We start from the raw sequence: 17,752 nt of genomic DNA, 5'->3' as shown, positions 1-17,752 counted from the left end.
TTTAAAAATTTACCTCCATATTTTGATACATGGGCATCAGCATTGCCGCATAAAGTAAAACGATAATCAGAGCCACAAAGATAAAGACCAGTGGCTGTACTAAGTTCATGGTGCGGTTGACTCGAGTAAAAAAGGCTTCCCAAGTTTTTTCAGCATAGATTTCCAACTCACTCCCCAGTTTGGATTTGACTTCCCCATACTCGATGATGAGGCTCAACTCCTTTTTAAAGAAAGGATAGGTCGCTATGGTTTGAGAAAATTCCCGACCATTTTGTAGAGCTTGAGCCAGGTCTTGACCGATTTCTTTAAAGAGCTGGGAACCTTGTTCCTGCATCATTTGAAAAATCTGCATCAACTCCATCCCCTGCGAAATCATATTACCCCATTCACGCGCATAATAGGCTGTCAAATAGGTCTTCACAAAAATTCCTAGAAAGGGAAGGCGTGCTAAAATAGAAAATACGCGCATCTTAGAACTTCTTTTATAAAAAGTTAGTGCTAAAAGGGTAAGTAGAGAAACAAACCCTACCATTCCTAGAAAAATTTGTGGCAGATTGCCGATAATTTGGGTGGCAATATTGCTACTATCCAGTTGTGGTAGTAGATAGTTCCGTAACCCCAGCATGATTAAGAGAAGAAACCCCAGCAAAATCAAGGGATAGGTCGCTACTTCAATTAACTTTTTCTTGACCTTGGCCAGATTGTCCAGATATTCTTCTATCTTTCCCAAACTCAGGTGGAGATTCCCATGGACTTCAGCTAGAGATAACTGAGTGACAATGGCACTTGAAAAGCCCAAACTTTCCATCATTTCTGAGAATGATTTCCCCTGAGATAAGCCCGCACGCATCTGGGTCACACACTGCTTGTCCAACAAGGCACTCCTATCTAGAAAGGAGATAGTCTCCACCAGATGAAAACCGCTGGAAAAGAGATTATTAAACAAGGTGATGATATTTTTTTGCTTAGCTGTAGCTAATTTTTTCCGTTTCAGCCTGAAGACTTGTGATATGTCCATCTTTAAGAAGCTGGTCAATCTGCGCATTCCAGCGAGTTGGCTGGTGTTCTTGATAGTCTTTGTTTGCAAAGTCAACGATTCCTCCTCCCCCGATTAATCTCTGGTAGCAGACTCCTTGCAGAACGACTGCCAATTCCTCCTCACTCACGCCCAACTCCAGTAAACGTTCATAAACTCCTCGGATACTCTTGGCGTGAATGGTTGAAAAGACTGTCGCCCCTGTCAAACTGGCTCTGACCACTGCACGCGCCGTCTCACTGTCCCGAATTTCGCCGATAATCAAGAGATCTGGTCGATGACGCAAAGAAAGCTTGATGAGATTTTCATAGGTTAGCCCAATCGCTTCATTCAACTGCAACTGGAGCATGTCGTCCTGCTTGATTTCTACAGGATCTTCGATGGACATGACTTGTTGTCCCTTAAAAAGGGACTTGGCCAATTCATGCATCAGGGTTGTCTTGCCACTGCCGACTGGACCAGCAAAGAGATAGAGTCCCCGTTGCCTGTACTTCTTTCCCAGTTCTTCAATATTCTGAAACCAAAAATGCAAGTCCTGCTCCTCATCGTGCAACAAGCGAATAACTAAACTCTCATGCCCTCGATAATCGCCAACGGTAGACAAACGTAGGGACGCCATCTTATCGTCATAGGTATAATCGCAGGAACCTAGCTGACTACGTCGCTTTTCCCCAACATTCATACCTGCCACAAACTTGAAATGACTGATGACGGCCGCAAACTTTTCAAAATCATAACAACCGATTTTACAACGCTCGTCTCCTATCCTCATATGAAGCTCATAGGCGTCTAACTTAGGGACAAAATAAATATCCTGCGCCCCTTTTTTCCGAGCCGAACGAATGATTTCTTGTGCAATTTCTTGAACCATACTTACCTCCTCACCTATACTATTCGCAAAGAGTTGGAAAAAATAAAAAAGCAACTCCAAAAAAGTTACTTTTTCTCTATTTTAATTTCATACGGCAAGAACGATGCCTTTCCTGACCGGTTTGTTTTTCATAGCCTGGGCGTAGTTTTTCATCTGGGATAACCTGCTCATCCTGTAAAAGAGCCAACGAATGGTATTGTTGTAAATACTCATCACATTCATCGCACCAGCGTTGGTCTTCTGGATCCCAAAAAATGGTCATCAAGTCACTTCTGCTTTTATAAAGAGGGGATTCTTGTTCCAATCTAAACCAGCAAGTTTTGTAGTATTTGAGAGCATCATAATACTGGTCAAACTTCTTACTTGCTACAATATCTTCTTCCCAACCTTCTAAGAACCACCACGGTTCAAAATCTCCGTACATTTCTATAACACGATACATATTCATTCCTCTGTACCGTATATTATAACCAATTCCGCCAAACAAGGAAAGTAAAATGCTCATTTCTTGACTTTTTTGATAAAAATCCAGCCATCTGATGATGACTGAATTTCTATTTACTTATATGATAAAACTTTTTACTTCTTAAGCTTCTGAGATATCATTTTCGATAATGACCTTAATGGCATGGTGGTCTGCTGCCTTACCGAAGACTTCATAGGCTTTTTCAATTTCACTTAGTTTGAAATAATGAGTTACCAATTTTTCTGGTTCAATCTTATGACTTTCAAGTGCTTTCAACAATTGCGGAGTGGTATTTGTAGATACCAAACCAGTTGTTACATTGATGTTGCGAATCCAAAGTTTGTCCAAATCGAATTCAACTGGTTTACCATGTACACCACAGTTGGCAACTGTTCCGTCTACACCGATAATCTTTTGACAGAAATCAAATGTTGCAGGAATACCAACAGCTTCGATAGCGACATCTACACCACGGCCATCTGTCAAATCATAAATTTCTTTAATGGCTTTTTCAGGGTCTGAAGAATTAACCTTATGAGTCGCACCGAATGATAAAGCAGTTTCCAAGCGGTTATCGTCTAAGTCCACCATAATCAATTTAGCTGGTGAATAGAATTGAGCTGTCAAAAGAGCAGCCAATCCAACTGGTCCTGAACCAATAATGGCTACACTACAACCAGGTTCTACTTTCCCTTTCAAGACACCAATTTCATACCCAGTAGGCAGAATGTCTGATAGCATAACCAAGGCTTCATCTGACAAGTCTTCTGGAGTGTGGTAAAGAGTGTTATCTGCATGAGGGACACGTAAATATTCGGCCTGCATACCATCAATCAAGTGACCGAAAATCCAACCCCCTTCGTCTTCACAGTGGGCATAAATTCCTTTTTTACAGTAGTAGCATTTACCACAGGCACAGACACAAGAAATCAAAACCTTGTCGCCTTTTTTGAAGTTAGAAACTCCTTCCCCAACTTCTTCAACAATCCCAATCCCTTCGTGACCAAGAATGGTGCCACTTTGGCAAGCGGGAACATCCCCTTTGATAATATGGAGGTCTGTTCCACAAATAGTGGTTTTTACGATACGCACAATAGCGTCTGTTGGCTTGCGAATCACTGGTTTGTCTACATCAACAAAAGAAGCAAGTCCTGGTTTAACATAAGTATAGGCTTTCATAAAGTACTCCTCCGTTTTTTTATTTGTACTATTTATAATATAATTGTAAGCCTTTTCATTTGTTTGTTCAAGCTTTTTTGTGATTTTTTTAACTTTTTCATTTACCGGTAAAGTACCATGCATAAAAAAGCAGAAGCTAGTCTCTAACTTCTGCTTTCTCTCTTATGCTTGATAACGTTTCACACCATCTAGGTAGGTTGCTACCAATTCCAAATCTTTGTCTAAAACAATAAAATCTGCATCATAACCTTCACGAATTTGTCCACAGACATCGTCAATATTAACAGATTTTGCTGGGTTAAGGCTAGCCATCATGACCGCTTCGTGTGGATTTGCAATACCCCACTCGACTACATTTCTCATACCATCTTTAAGTTTGAGGATAGAACCTGCCAAATTACCAGTAGATTTGAGACGTGCAGTTCCATTTGCTACTACAACAGGGAATTCTCCCAACATATAGTCACCGTCTTCAAGCCCACCAGCTGTCATACAGTCCGTAATAAGAGCGATGTTTTCTGTCCCCTTTTGCTTAAGTAAAATCTCACAAGCTTTTGGATCTACGTGATAACCATCACAAATCAATTCTGCGTAAGTATGTGGGAGCTCATACATAGCTCCTACCATACCTAGTTCGCGGTGTGTTAAACCACGCATCCCATTATAGGCATGTACCCATACACTAGCTCCAGCATCAACTGCCTTCTTAGCTTGTTCAAATGTCGCATCTGAGTGTCCAAGTGCAACTGTCACACCTTCACCTGTAATAGTACGTACAAAATCTTCTACCCCATCACGTTCTGGTGCAATAGCGATTTTATTTAGCATCCCTTTTGCAGCATCCTGCCAAGAATGAAACTCCTCAACACCCGGGTCTCTCATATAAGTTGGATTTTGTGCCCCCTTAAAAGTTTCTGTGAAATATGGACCTTCATAATAAATGCCACGAATCTTAGCACCTGTTGCTTCTTTATAATGGTTTCCAAGATTTTCAGTGACTGCAAGCAATTGCTCATAAGTGGCTGTTAAAGTTGTGGGCAAGAAACTGGTAACACCGGTACTAAGAAGTCCTTCACTCATAGTATGCAATGTACCTTCAATGTTGTTGTCCATCACATCTACACCTGCATATCCATGAATATGAGTATCCACAAGACCTGGTGCAATGCTATAACCAGTATAGTCAAGAACCTCTGCTCCTTCAGGAATTTGATCCACATGTTTCCCAAATTTGCCATCAACAAGTTCTAAGTACCCACCGCGACGAATGCCAAATGGATAGAAAAACTGATCCGCTTTAACGTAATTAGGCATAATAATGACCTCCTTAAAAGATTACTTTTGATATTTATTATGTCAATTACATTATAAACCTTTCTGATTCATTTGTAAATGGTATAGACCTGTTTTCTAGATATATTTTAAAAGAGCTGGATTTCTCCAGCTCTTCTCTTTTTAATACAAGTTATTTTGATTTAACCGGCTTGTCTTGAGCTGTTTGCAAGGCTGCAGCAATGGTATCTGCATACAATTTAGCTCCTGCTTCAATTTTACTATTGTCACTTCCAAAATGGACTTGGTCTGTCCCAGTCCAAATTTCTGGATGTTCCTTAGCAGCTTGATTCCAATCTGCTATCGTAATGTAAGGAGTTTTCTCTGCCAATTCTCTCATATAGGCAGCCGCCTTCTCAACGATTGCATAGGTCTCTTTTGTCTTATCCCCCTCATAAGGAGTCACCAAAACCATATGGTGGCCCTTAGGAAGATTTTTTACGATACTATCCCAATCTTCCTTGTAATTTTCAGGATTATTTACCCCAGTCGCAATGACCACCATCTTAGGTAAAAATTTATTCTGGCTATTGTTGAGCATGATTTCATTGGCAGTCTTGGTTGTTCTGCTGACCTGCGCGTTAATCTGTGCTCCAGGAAGGGCTGTCTGCAGGGCTGTATTTGCCCTTAAAGCCACCGAGTCACCAATTAACATAGTGCCATCAGCAATTCCTAAACTATCAGCTTCTGCCCGTTCTGTCATTACCTTGGTCTGGTTAATATTTGTTGCAGCTTGCTTCAAGCCATTGACAGTTAAGTCTGTCTCAAAAGCTCCCACTTGTGGTGCCAACAGAGTTACTAAGAAGACAATGAAGGCTAAAATTCCAGTACTTGCTGCAAGGATTATGTGAATATGAGGCAGGGGACGGAGGGTTTGTATAATAGGTGTGTCCTTTCCTGCAATCCAAGGTTCCAACACATAAAATGATAGACCGGCGAATCCATAAGAAAAAATCAAAGTTAATAACACAGCAAGAAGATTTGATGTCAACTGTGAAAAAATGATATAGAAAGGCCAATGGAAAAGATAAACCGCATAGCTAGTATCCGCTAAAAAGCTGATAATCTTTGGCTCCTGTATATGAGGAGTCTTTTCATGTAAGACACGCGCCGCCAGAATCATAGCAATGGCCGCAATGCTGGCAAGCAAGAAGCCCATAAGATAGGCAAAGAGATAGGTAAATTTGACAAAGAAGGTCAAAATGAGTAAGAAGCCAAAACCTCCTGCAAAAACTAAAAGGGTCTTGCGTAAATCCCAGATTTTATCCAACTGCTTAACTAAAGAAGTCGTATGACGAACGCCTACAATAGTTGCTAGGATACTTCCCAAAAAGAATGGATAGACATGAGTTAAACTGGAGAAGTAAACAGAGGAATAGGAGGTTACTAGAAAACTACCAATAAACATGGAGAAGAAACTAATCAAGAAGGCAGCAGCTGATAAGAGAAAAACCATCCCCTTCAACTGACCATTTGATTTAGCCTGTTTGGATAAGAACCAAACTGCCAATCCCCAAAGAATATAGTAGTGAACCTCAACTGCCAAACTCCAATTATGAACAAACAAATGAGGAATGAACTGAGATTCATAACTCCCACCTGTTAGGAGTTCATAGAAGTTTGTCATGAAGCCTAAGACACCCGCAATCTGACCCCCAATTCCAGCCACATAATCTTGTCGAACTAGAAAGGTAAAGGGCATGGTCACCAAGACCATCAAAACCACGGGCGGCACGATACGATAAAAGCGTCTCCTAAAAAATCCAACCAAATCAATTTCATGATTTTTAGAAAATTCTTCGATAAGTAGAGCCGTAATCAGAAAGCCTGAAAATGTGAAAAAGACATCTACCCCGAAAAATCCTCCAGGAAAGATTGTCTGAAAGAAATGATACAAGAGTACCAAAAGTAAACCTGTAATCCTAATCAAGGAAAACCATTTAATACGCATACGAGTTTATTCTCCCTTTCATTATACACTTTATTCTATCAAAAAAAGAAGAAAAATCCCAAGAGAAAACTTAGGATTTTTAGCTTATATCAATTCCAGTTTAAAAATTACGGCCTGACTTATTATAGCCATATTTTTCAACAAAATACTCACGGAATTCCAAGAGATTGTCATCCATGATGGCTTGTCTCACTTGCTTCATCAGGTTAAGCAAGAAGTAAAGATTGTGATAACTCGTCAAGCGGATACCAAAGGTTTCATCAGCCTTGAGCAGGTGACGAAGGTAGGCGCGTGTATAGTTCTTACATGTGTAGCAATCACACTCAGGATCCAGTGGCGTAAAGTCCTCAGCAAACTGAGCATTTTTGACAACCAAACGACCTTGACTGGTCATACAAGTCCCATTACGAGCGATTCGAGTCGGCAAGACACAGTCAAACATATCCACCCCACGAATCACCCCATCAATCAAGCTATCTGGCGCTCCCACCCCCATCAAATAGCGAGGTTTATTTTCAGGCAGCAGTTGAGTTGTAAAGTCCAAGACTGCATTCATCTCTTCGTGGGTTTCTCCCACCGCCAAACCACCGATAGAGTAGCCTGGGAAATCCATGCTAACAAGGTCATGAGCCGATTGGCGACGCAAGTCTTCAAATCCTGCCCCCTGCACAATCCCAAACAAACCTTGGTCATGTGGACGACGGTGAGCCTTCAAACCACGCTCAGCCCAACGACTGGTACGCTCGATTGATTTCTTAACGTAGTCGTATGGTTGATAAAACTGAGGACATTCGTCAAAGGACATCATGATGTCTGAGCCCAGATTGTTCTGAATAGAAATGGCTTTTTCTGGTGATAGGAACATCTTAGAACCATTGAGATGGTTTTTAAAGGTTACCCCTTCTTCTGTGATATTGCGGCTATCTGCTAAGGAATAAACCTGAAAACCACCACTATCTGTCAAAATAGGCTGGTCCCAATTCATGAACTTGTGGAGACCACCTGCGCGTGCGATGAGTTCATCTCCAGGACGAAGCCAGAGATGATAGGTGTTTGACAGGATAATTCCCGAACCCATCTCCTTCAATTCTTCAGGCGACTGAGTTTTGACAGTGGCTTGTGTCCCAACTGGCATAAACATAGGTGTTGGGAAGGTACCGTGGGGAGTGATGATTTCTCCCAGACGAGCTCCTGTGTGTTTTTCTTTCTTAATCAAACGATATTTGATTGGTGAATCTGACATTTTTTACCTCCGAAGCTGGAAAAGACAGTCCCAGTTCATACTTTGTGCCCAAGGGCATACTGTATGATTTTATCAAAAAAAGGAGGAACTGTCACGAACTATGGTATAATGAGAGAATGAAATACCCAAAAATTGATTTAAAAACCGTTCGTCTGCAAGCCAGACAATTTCAGGCTGAAAATCCCCGCCTCTTTCTCGTCTATCTCTTACCTAGCATGCTGGTCATCTTGTCTGGCTTCCTCAATCCCTTAGAGCGTATCAACGAAGCAATTTTAGAACAACCCTTTTTAAGCGTGTTTGGCCATGTATTCCAAGCCTACCTCTTTCCATTATTAGTTTCCTTTATCGGAACAATACTTCTAACCAGTTCAGTCTATACAACACTGAAACTCATCAAGAATCCTGATACAGGACTATCCGTCAAAAATAGTCTCACACTCTTTAACGAAGAGCACTTTTCACAAACCTTTTTGACTCTCCTTCTCAAACGTTTCTATCTCTTCTTATGGAGTATTCCTAGTTTGCTTGGAATTTACTTTCTTTTTTACAGTAGCTTTCTAGCAAAGAAATTCGTTGTCCTTCATCCTGAATTTCCCAATTTGGATCTCTCGTCAATTGAAACCGAGCACTTCCTCATGATCTTTGGTCTTTACTTTCTAGCAAGTATCCTCTTGATGATTGTCGGAAATAGTCTCTATATTCCACAATACTATGCCTATTCACAGGTAGAATTTCTCCTCTGTGACACCCTAGACTTAGGACAAGCCAAACCAGGACAAATCCTTAAAACCAGCCGTTTCTTAATGAAAGGTTACAAATTTCAGCGCTTTGTCCTAGACTTACAACTCCTTCCTTGGTATTTCCTCAATTGGATTACCTTTGGAATTGCTAGTTTCTCACTCCTACCCTACATTCAAATTAATAAAATGATTTTTTACCGAGCAGTACTGGCTCGAAAACGTCCAAAAGCTTGAAGGTAACCCCTCAAGCTTTTTTCTATCAATGAGTTTCTCCGCCTACCAACTTGAGGTCCTGATCTCCATGTTCTATAATGGCGCCGATTGCTGCTTCTATCCCTCGCCTAATATCCACTAAACTCATAGCTGGAGTGGTCGGTCGATTCACCACCTGTTCCATCATATAAGGAATATGCATAAAACCTGCCTTAACATGGGGAAATTTCTTTTCTACCAAATAGAGGACCTGATACATCAAATGATTGCAGACAAAAGTCCCTGCAGTATTGGAAACAGAGGCCGGCAAACCTTCTTTTTTTATAGCTTGAACCATCGCTTTAATCGGCAAACTACTAAAGTAGGCCGAAGCACCATCTGGGCGAATGGGAAAGTCAATCGGTTGATTACCCTCATTATCAGGAATCCGTGCATCATCTTGATTAATAGCTACTCGCTCAGGTGTCAAGCTAGACCTTCCACCTGCTTGGCCGATACAAAGGACAAAGTCCGGTTGATAGCGGTTCATCTCTTCTTCCAATACTTGAGCCGATTTGTGAAAGACTGTTGGCACTTCTAACCAACGGACCTCAGCACCATGGATTTCAGCTGGTAAACCTTTAATGGCCTCCAAGGCTGGATTAACCTTTTCCCCTCCAAAGGGCTCAAAACCTGTCACTAATACTTTCATTTCTAACTCCTCAAAACTAATTCAATGAGACTTTTTTCTTAGAAACAAGTATAACATATTTCTCTTATTCTGGAGTGAAAAGGACTAGAGAGGATAAGACTGGCATTAAAGTTTATTTAAAGAGGAAAATACTAATCAAGGCCAAAATAGCTGGTCCACCTTGCTTCAAAATAATTTTCTTGTCTGCTGTGAGAGAGCCATAAGCCGCAGCACCAATCACAAATAAAACAAAAATAGTCACAATTTCTAAATTCTGTGAGAAATAAATTCCATACAAGAGAAAGACTCCTAGCAAAGCATTATAAATCCCTTGATTTTTAAACAGTGAACTTACCGACGGACGAGCCTGTTCTTCCTTGTCCATGTTAAAGACACGACTAGTCGCATCTGATTTCGTTGCAATACTTTACAAATAAAAAATGTAAAAATGCTCCAAAGCAACAATCGTTGCTAAAATGATTGTAATAGTTGACATCTACTTCTCCTTAAATTTCTATATTTTCAATACCCAAAACTAATTTGTTTAATAAACGGCTGAGTTCTGTTCTTTCAGACTCTGTTAAGATACTTTCCATCTCTTCCTTAACCCTGATGTGCTGCAGAGGGGGATTCACTACTAACCGATTCTTCGCATACTTCGTAGCCTCTACCAACACTTCTCGCTGATTTTCAGGATTGCGATGACGCTCCACTAAACCTTCCTTTTCTAAAATCTTGAAATGCCGTGTCAAAGCAGCCTGATCAATTTTCAAACGCTCCTGAACTGCTATTTGATTACAAGGGGAATGCTTCAGCAAAAATAATAAAATCTGATACCGTGTCAAACTAATCCCAATCCTTTTTTCAAACAATTGCGTACTCGCTTGCTCAGACAAGCGGAGTTGATAAAGTAGATCTTGAATCTCTAGCATTTCTTCCTCTTTTTTCTTGATTTATCAATAGTTGACTAATCAACTCTAATATAAAGTAAAATAGATTGCAAGAATTTTGCTTAACTCATTACAAAATGCTAACTTCCCATTCTCCATTCATATTGATACTCAATGAAAATCAAAGGGCAAACTAGGAAGCTAGCCGCAGGTTGCTCAAAGCACAGCTTTGAGGTTGCAGATAAAACTGACGTGGTTTGAAGAGATTTTCGAAGAGTATGACAAAGAAAAAAACGAACGAGACTCGCTTCCTATCACGAAAGCTAGATCTCATTCGTCAAAATGATATTACCAAGTCTGGCTTATCCATTCATTGAAACGTGAACGTGATCATAGTGATTCTCTGTTACGCTACCACGGTCTGGCATTGAATTCCAAGTATTAGCTGGTCCATATTTGCTATCGAATGAAGCATAGAAACGTTGTTTCCAGATGATATAACTAATACCACGACTAGCCATATTTTGAATAGCGTATTCCGCAATCTTATCCCCTAGTTCTGAACCTTCTGGTACCATAAAGTCGATAGCCAAACCTTTTCCGTGATCTCCACTATCTCCTGGACGGTAACCACTAAAGGATGTGATGCCAAACAAGTTAGCAATTTCTTCTTTAAAGGCAGCCGTTTGTGGTTGAAGGCCTGCATTTTCAGATTTTGCTACTGCAAGTCCAGCATAATCAGGTGCAGCTGGAGCCGCGTAAGTTGTTGAAGCTGTTTTTGTCTCTTCCGGTTGATAAGTAGAAACTGCTGGTGTATCTTCACTTGATGATGCTCTACTTGATGATTCTTCTTTTGCTTCTTCTGAACTTGGTGCAGTTGTTTCTGTTGCTTTTTCTTCTACTGGAGTTGTAATTGGTTCCACTGTTGAAGCAGCTTGTGGGTTTGCTTGAGTTTCCTCTTTCTCAGCTAGAGTCGTTGCCTGAGGAGCTGATTCTTCAACTGGACTGGTTGTTTCGAATGTTTGCTCCGCTGACGTAGAAGAGTCTGTAGATGGTGCCACGTCTTCTGCAGCAGTCACTGTCTCTGCAACTTCTGAATTTGATGCTACTTCTTTTGTGCTTGTAGTTTCTACCGCTTTTGGAGCTTCTGCAATTGGTTGAGAAGGATCTGCAACCTGAACAGTTTGATTATCAACGGTCACTTGATTGGTTGTCAAATCTGCTGTCGCAGTTGTAACTTCTTCACTAGAATCTGCTTGAGGAGTTTGGATTTCAACTTCTGTTACTTCTTCTGCTTCATTAACAGTCGTTGTCAAAACAGTTTCTGGGAAAATCAAGTCCATATTCGTGATTTTATTCAAATTCGCAAGGACTGTGACATCTACACCCAAGGCTTCTGCAATGGTACTTAAAGTATCGCCATACTGTACTGTATAACTTGTTTTGTTGTCCGTTTTAGTCAAATCATTTTGGATTTGTTCAACACTACGGGCAGTCCAAAGAACTTCTTCTGCTTGAGTTGCCAATACTGGGGCAAACGACAAAGCTACTGTTGATGCTAATAATATTCTTTTCTTCATTCTTTCAAATTCCTTTCAAATGAGTACCTGTCTATCATAACACAAAAAATGCAGAAAAAAAGCCCTCTCGGGCCTATTTAACAGAACTGTCTATTCCTTGTAACAAACTCGGTTACTTGAAATAGTTTGTTAGGTCTCTGTCACAAAACTGACACAATCTTATCGTCACTTTCATTCAAAAATATAAGGAATATCTGCTAGTGCTTGAATTCTATAATTACCTTCATAAGTCGACTCTAAAAAGTTGATACTTTGAATCCCACTATTCTGAGCGAATTCCACATCCAGAGTCCGGTCCCCTATATAATAGGTGTTATCAGGATTCAGCTGATACTTGTCTAACAGATAGGTAGCCGCTTCTGGACTTGGCTTCCGCGCAAAGCCGCTTTGACTGGTTAAAATCGCTGTAAAATAGGATTCCAACCCCAAATCTCTGAGAATGGTAAAAGCATTGTCTCCCTTATGAGTGTAAACAAAGTTCCGAATCCCTACTTGATCTGCCCAAGCTAACACTTCACGCGCACCTGGCATCAAAATTACCTGAGCATTCTTTTCAGCCAGGCTCTGGGCACGCACCTGATTTAGCACTTCCGCATCTAGCTTTCGCTCTTCAGCAACCTGCACAAGCAAATCCTGCACCGAATACTTGAGGATAAACTCTCTCACTTTCTCCTTATCATAAGGAATAGAAAACTGACCAAAAGTCTCCTCAATCCCTGATAAAATCGCTTCGTAAGAGTCCAATAAAGTCCCGTCTAAATCCCAAATAAAAGCTGTTTTTTGCATTTCCTATCCTTTCAAGCTCATATAACGCTGGTAACGGTAGCGTAGAAATAACCAACGAAAACCATTATCCAAAAGAGTTCCGGCCCAAATACCAGGCAAGCCCCAACCAAGAACAAGCCCCATCAGATATCCTGTTCCAATGCGGATACACCACATCCCTATGCTTGTCGCATAAAAGGGAAGGCGAGCATTGCCCAAACCCTGCCATACTGCCGTATAGATGACTGTTCCTGTCGTCATAGGGGTTCCAAGTAGTGAAAACAGTGTCACTAGAACACTAGCCTCAACCGCTAGAGGATCAGTCGTATAGAGATGAGTCAGTGGTACTCCTAAGGCATAGATACTAAAGGTCAAGGGCAACATGAGAAAAAGAGAAAGCCAAAAGGTTTGCTTGCTCAAACTAGCGACTCTTTTCCAATTATCCTCTCCAACTGCTCGAGCTACCAGCATGACCGTTGCCGTAGCAACGCCAAAGGCAGGCATGTAGTTAAACTGGGTCAAGACTTCTCCGACCGCATTTCCAGCCACTGCCTCCGTCCCAAACGAAACGACCAAGGCAATGATCACTACATCTCCAGCCCGCATCATAAGTCGCTCTCCAGCTGCTGGTAAAGCCAAGGTCAACAGTTCCTTATCTAAACCAAAAGTCGGTTTCGTATAAGGCAGTTTTAATTGTGACCACAAAATCACAAGACCAACCAAACGAGACAGAATAGTCCCCCAAGCAACACCCGCTATCCCCATATCCAGTACAAAAATAGCTAGACTGGAAAAGAGAATATTCAAGGCATTTGACAAGAGGCTGACATAAAGAGGCAGACGCGGATTATGCGTTGCACGAATCAAGGCACCTAGACTCGTCATCAAGCCCAAGAGAACAATCGATCCGCCTACCAAAGATAAGTAGAGTCCACCACTCTCGGCCACAGCCTGCTCAGTTCCCAAAAGTCCTATCATCTCTTGTCCAGCGAAGATAGACAAAGCTCCTAAAAGGAAACTTAATAGTAAAGTAATTTTTAACGCCTCAGTCACATGATAGGCTAGCTTAGACTGATTCTTCTGACCCAAACTTTTTGAAATAACACTAGAAATAGCTGCCCCCAGAGCAATGAAAATCGCCTGATAAATGGTGATAATATTACCAGCTACTGAAACACCTGAAATAGCTATCAATCCTAAATGAGCAACCAAATAACTGTCCACCATTCCCATGAGCATCTGCAAAAAGTTTTCACCCATAGCTGGTAAGGCAATATTAAGAATGTCTTTATTTTTCTTAAACAATCTCTCCTCCTGATGAAAAGAAACTCAGTTGGTTTCCCAACCGAGTTTACTCCCTCTGTCTTAAAGCCCTAGATAAGCCTCAACCTCTGCTTGCATGTTAGCAGCTGCCACTGTTGTCTTATGACGAACATGAGCTGTTTCAAGCTCATCAACCGCTGGTGGCACTACCACTCCTGAAATATCATGTAATTGAGCCAAGGCTTCAAAGTCGCCAAGCCCTGATTTTCCAGTTACAGCTTCTACTGCAACCACTGGGAACTTGTATGGACTCGCTGTTGAAGCAATCACTGTCTTAGTCACATCGCCAGTAGCCGCTTGGTATTTCTTATAAACTGCTGAGGCAACTGCCGTATGTGGATCCTCAATGTAGGCATCTGTTTGGTAAACACGTTTGATTTCTGCCGAAGTTTCTTCCTCAGTCGCATATTCAGCCGCAAAGAGGTCCAGAATCTCAGCATTAAAATCAGTCAATTCATATTGTCCTTGTGTATTCAAGGCATTCATGAGTTCAGCTGTCTTAACTGCATCATTCCCCAAAAGATGGAAAATCAAACGTTCCAAGTTTGAAGATACCAAGATATCCATAGATGGACTAGTTGTTACTTTAAACTCACGTTTCTTGTCGTAAACACGTGTTTTAAAGAAGTCAGTTAAAACATTGTTGTCATTTGAAGCACAAATTAATTTACCAACTGGAAGACCAATTTGTTTTGCATAAAAGGCAGCCAAGATATTTCCAAAGTTTCCTGTTGGTACTGTGAAGTTGACCTTATCACCAGCCACAATTTCACCAGTCTTAACCAATTGAGCGTAGGCATAAACATAATAAACAATCTGTGGTACCAAACGACCAATGTTCATAGAGTTAGCTGATGAAAATTGCAACTTGTTAGCAGCCAATTTTTCACGGAGAGCCACATCATTAAACATATGCTTCACGTTGGTTTGCGCATCGTCAAAGTTACCGTCAATGGCGATAACATGAGTATTGTCGCCAGTCTGAGTGGTCATTTGCAACTCTTGTACTTTGCTGACACCATCCTTTGGATAAAAGACGATAATCTCAGTTCCAGGCACGTCCGCAAATCCTGCCATAGCAGCTTTCCCAGTATCACCAGATGTGGCTGTCAAAATGACAATCTTGTTCTCCAAGCCATGTTTCTTAGCAGCAGTCGTCATAAAGTATGGCAAGATAGACAAGGCCATATCCTTGAAGGCAATCGTTGAACCGTGGAAGAGTTCCAAGTTGTATTGGCCGTCTAATTTCACTAAAGGAGCGATAGCTGGAGTATCAAACTTGCTATCGTAGGCATTGTTGATACAGTAGTCCAACTCCACAGCTGTAAAATCATCTAAAAATGCTGACAAAACTAACTTTGCAACTTCCTGATAAGAAGCATCTTTCAATTTGTCAAAGTCCAAATCTACCTTTGGATAAGTAACTGGTGTAAACAAACCACCATCCGTCGCCAAACCTTGCAAAATGGCTTGGCTGGCAGTTACTGTATTGTTGGCATCACGCGTTGATTGATAAACTAATGTCATTACTCTCTATCCTTTATCTATAGTCTCTTCCATTATATCATGATTTTTCAGAAAATTCTCCCTTTATAAAAGAAATTATAGTCCCAATTCTTCTTTCAAAGACTGTAAATAGCTCATTTCTTGCTTATTTCTCATTTTCAATCCTTCCTCAGTTAGCTGGAGTAAGTCTTTTGAAAACTCTATTATCGCAGTTTCTTCCTGTTCTGTAAGCTTTTTCTTAGAAAATTGTCGTCTTAAAAACTTATAATTTCGGCCAAATGCTGTAAAAAAAGGTGCTGTACTTAAGTAAGCTTCTAACTTATCTAAATTAACCAACAATCCTAAGTGAAAAGCTGCTGAAGCGAAGGTTCTATCTAGAGGTTGAGTACACACACTACGAAACTCAACTGTTCCGCGAGTCGTTAAGTCTTGGTACTGATAACTACGATGTGTTTCAAAATCCTTCTCTTGAGGATAAATAATAATCTCATCCCCATTAAGTGCATATGCTTGGATTTCAGGTGTAGGCAAATAGTCCCTTGCCTGAATCGGATAAAAATAATAGGTTTGCCCATCACGTTCCGCAGTAAAAATTGCAGAATGATCTAGATAATCAAAAAAATCATCCTCATCTTCAAAGAGTCTAGCATTGACCCCGACGTTTTCTGGATATATACCATGCATCGATTCTTCCCAGAAAATATCCCTTGAAATTTTCGTATCCCAATCCGCACCTGCAAACTCAGAGTTTGCAAATAAATAAGCCTTAACTGCTTCAATTTGGGTAAAAACATTAATCACCCGTAAGTAGTTAGATTTTGAAACATCCAGCTGTAGCTGACTCCCACAGATAAAAGCACCATATTCAGGGAAATGATGCAAGTCTGATTTAGTCACATTGCAACTCAAATTCAAATAATCCATCAACATCTGATAGCGTGGGGAAGCCACTGGACAATTATCATTTTTATCCCAGTTGGGATGAATACCACAGCCAACAATAGCATGATTTAATTCAGCTAACTTCTTCTGGATTGCTCCCATATAAATACTAAAACGTTCTTCAACCTCTTGTATCGTTTCAGCCTTACCAAATGCAAACTCAATCGTAGTATAGGAAACTTCAAATAAAATAGTATCCTGACTTACTGGGTCCACTAACTGAATAGGAGTCCCAAAATCATCAACCTTTTCTACAGTTAAATCAAAATATGAAACTAAATATCGGAATAAGTACTTGATAACTTCAATATCTGTAGCATCCCCTTCCAAGTTTACAACAGGATATTCCAGCTCAATCCCGACAAACAATTCAGGATTTTCTTTAATATTTTTCAAATACCGATGTTTTAATAAATCGATAGAACGAGACATACTTCCCTACACTTTCATAATCTAAATAAAATTTGAATAAGTATTATTATACCAAAAATAATATAAAAAGGAACGAAGATCTACAACGTTCCTTATCGCTATACTATACCGGCGGCCGGGGTCGAACCGGCACGTCCTTGCGGACACTGGATTTTGAGTCCAGCGCGTCTGCCAATTCCGCCACGCCGGCAAATAGTAACTGGGGTAGCTGGATTCGAACCAACGCATGAGGGAGTCAAAGTCCCTTGCCTTACCGCTTGGCTATACCCCAATAATATAAAATAGGCGAGTGATGGGGATCGAACCCACGCATGCCAGAGCCACAATCTGGTGTGTTAACCACTTCACCACACCCGCCATAATTCTATTAACACGGGCAGTAGGAATTGAACCCACACTGAAGGTTTTGGAGACCTTAGTTCTACCTTTAAACTATGCCCGTAAAATGGAAGGGGAGGGATTCGAACCCCCGAACCCGAAGGAGCGGATTTACAGTCCGCCGCGTTTAGCCTCTTCGCTACCCTTCCAAAATATATAAATGGCGCGAGACGGAATCGAACCGCCGACACATGGAGCTTCAATCCATTGCTCTACCAACTGAGCTACCGAGCCT

At 40.9% G+C, this 17,752-nt stretch carries 16 protein-coding genes and 6 tRNA genes; 1 reads left to right on the top strand and 21 read right to left on the bottom strand.

Annotation, left to right across the window (positions count from 1 at the left end):
• Window position 1 precedes the first annotated feature (1 nt).
• From comGB to tgt, 7 genes are all read right to left on the bottom strand, one after another.
• Window positions 2-1,018, bottom strand: a complete 1,017-nt coding sequence (gene comGB, locus N8O43_RS09440) for a competence type IV pilus assembly protein ComGB (protein WP_261009584.1) — start codon at window positions 1,016-1,018, stop codon at window positions 2-4.
• Complete coding sequence (comGA, locus tag N8O43_RS09435) at window positions 966-1,907, bottom strand: competence type IV pilus ATPase ComGA (RefSeq protein ID WP_070526327.1); 942 nt, start codon at window positions 1,905-1,907, stop codon at window positions 966-968. The genes comGB and comGA overlap by 53 nt, the downstream gene beginning before the upstream one ends.
• Window positions 1,908-1,983: 76 nt before the next feature.
• A complete protein-coding gene (locus tag N8O43_RS09430) occupies window positions 1,984-2,349 on the bottom strand; it encodes a DUF1033 family protein (protein WP_000286409.1) in 366 nt (121 codons plus the stop codon).
• A 144-nt stretch (window positions 2,350-2,493) separates the two neighbouring features.
• Complete coding sequence (locus tag N8O43_RS09425) at window positions 2,494-3,552, bottom strand: zinc-dependent alcohol dehydrogenase family protein (protein ID WP_016398446.1); 1,059 nt, start codon at window positions 3,550-3,552, stop codon at window positions 2,494-2,496.
• A 162-nt stretch (window positions 3,553-3,714) separates the two neighbouring features.
• The gene (gene nagA / locus N8O43_RS09420) at window positions 3,715-4,866 is read right to left on the bottom strand and encodes an N-acetylglucosamine-6-phosphate deacetylase (protein ID WP_001134550.1); all 1,152 of its coding nucleotides are present in this window, start codon (window positions 4,864-4,866) and stop codon (window positions 3,715-3,717) included.
• A gap of 151 nt (window positions 4,867-5,017) precedes the next feature.
• Entirely contained in the window at window positions 5,018-6,835 is a 1,818-nt protein-coding gene (locus N8O43_RS09415; protein ID WP_261090190.1) for an acyltransferase family protein, read from the bottom strand.
• Between the two features lie 100 nt (window positions 6,836-6,935).
• Window positions 6,936-8,078, bottom strand: a complete 1,143-nt coding sequence (gene tgt / locus N8O43_RS09410; RefSeq protein ID WP_001285237.1) for a tRNA guanosine(34) transglycosylase Tgt — start codon at window positions 8,076-8,078, stop codon at window positions 6,936-6,938.
• Between the two features lie 116 nt (window positions 8,079-8,194).
• On the opposite strand from tgt, the gene N8O43_RS09405 reads away from it, so the two are divergent.
• The gene (locus tag N8O43_RS09405) at window positions 8,195-9,052 is read left to right on the top strand and encodes a DUF975 family protein (protein WP_153199944.1); all 858 of its coding nucleotides are present in this window, start codon (window positions 8,195-8,197) and stop codon (window positions 9,050-9,052) included.
• A 25-nt stretch (window positions 9,053-9,077) separates the two neighbouring features.
• Here N8O43_RS09405 and pcp read toward each other — a convergent pair whose 3' ends face one another.
• From pcp to N8O43_RS09335, 14 genes are all read right to left on the bottom strand, one after another.
• A complete protein-coding gene (pcp, locus tag N8O43_RS09400) occupies window positions 9,078-9,722 on the bottom strand; it encodes a pyroglutamyl-peptidase I (RefSeq protein ID WP_261090191.1) in 645 nt (214 codons plus the stop codon).
• Between the two features lie 112 nt (window positions 9,723-9,834).
• A complete protein-coding gene (locus N8O43_RS09395) occupies window positions 9,835-10,125 on the bottom strand; it encodes a DUF1304 domain-containing protein (RefSeq protein ID WP_261090194.1) in 291 nt (96 codons plus the stop codon).
• An 82-nt stretch (window positions 10,126-10,207) separates the two neighbouring features.
• Window positions 10,208-10,633: a MarR family winged helix-turn-helix transcriptional regulator gene (locus N8O43_RS09390; protein WP_261090192.1), complete on the bottom strand. Its 426-nt coding sequence runs from the start codon at window positions 10,631-10,633 to the stop codon at window positions 10,208-10,210.
• Window positions 10,634-10,953: 320 nt separating this feature from the next.
• Complete coding sequence (locus N8O43_RS09385) at window positions 10,954-12,171, bottom strand: LysM peptidoglycan-binding domain-containing protein (protein WP_261009579.1); 1,218 nt, start codon at window positions 12,169-12,171, stop codon at window positions 10,954-10,956.
• 171 nt (window positions 12,172-12,342) lie between these two features.
• The gene (locus tag N8O43_RS09380) at window positions 12,343-12,957 is read right to left on the bottom strand and encodes an HAD family hydrolase (RefSeq protein ID WP_247928119.1); all 615 of its coding nucleotides are present in this window, start codon (window positions 12,955-12,957) and stop codon (window positions 12,343-12,345) included.
• A gap of 3 nt (window positions 12,958-12,960) precedes the next feature.
• On the bottom strand, window positions 12,961-14,241 hold the full coding sequence (locus N8O43_RS09375; RefSeq protein ID WP_261009580.1) for an MATE family efflux transporter: 1,281 nt from the start codon (window positions 14,239-14,241) through the stop codon (window positions 12,961-12,963).
• A 60-nt stretch (window positions 14,242-14,301) separates the two neighbouring features.
• The gene (thrC, locus tag N8O43_RS09370; protein WP_261009581.1) at window positions 14,302-15,786 is read right to left on the bottom strand and encodes a threonine synthase; all 1,485 of its coding nucleotides are present in this window, start codon (window positions 15,784-15,786) and stop codon (window positions 14,302-14,304) included.
• 75 nt (window positions 15,787-15,861) lie between these two features.
• Window positions 15,862-17,139: a glutamate-cysteine ligase family protein gene (locus N8O43_RS09365; RefSeq protein ID WP_261009582.1), complete on the bottom strand. Its 1,278-nt coding sequence runs from the start codon at window positions 17,137-17,139 to the stop codon at window positions 15,862-15,864.
• Between the two features lie 106 nt (window positions 17,140-17,245).
• A tRNA-Leu gene (locus N8O43_RS09360) sits at window positions 17,246-17,329 on the bottom strand.
• 9 nt (window positions 17,330-17,338) lie between these two features.
• Window positions 17,339-17,410: transfer RNA gene (locus N8O43_RS09355), tRNA-Gln, on the bottom strand.
• A 13-nt stretch (window positions 17,411-17,423) separates the two neighbouring features.
• A tRNA-His gene (locus N8O43_RS09350) sits at window positions 17,424-17,496 on the bottom strand.
• Window positions 17,497-17,510: 14 nt separating this feature from the next.
• Window positions 17,511-17,581: transfer RNA gene (locus N8O43_RS09345), tRNA-Trp, on the bottom strand.
• A gap of 4 nt (window positions 17,582-17,585) precedes the next feature.
• Window positions 17,586-17,666: transfer RNA gene (locus tag N8O43_RS09340), tRNA-Tyr, on the bottom strand.
• Between the two features lie 12 nt (window positions 17,667-17,678).
• A tRNA-Phe gene (locus N8O43_RS09335) sits at window positions 17,679-17,751 on the bottom strand.
• Between the last annotated feature and the right edge of the window lies 1 nt (window position 17,752).

Source organism: Streptococcus mitis, assembly GCF_946190335.1.
Taxonomy (GTDB): Bacteria; Bacillota; Bacilli; order Lactobacillales; family Streptococcaceae; genus Streptococcus; species Streptococcus mitis_CH.
Note: the sequence above shows the minus strand (reverse complement) of the source record. Positions and strands in the feature narration are given on the sequence as shown.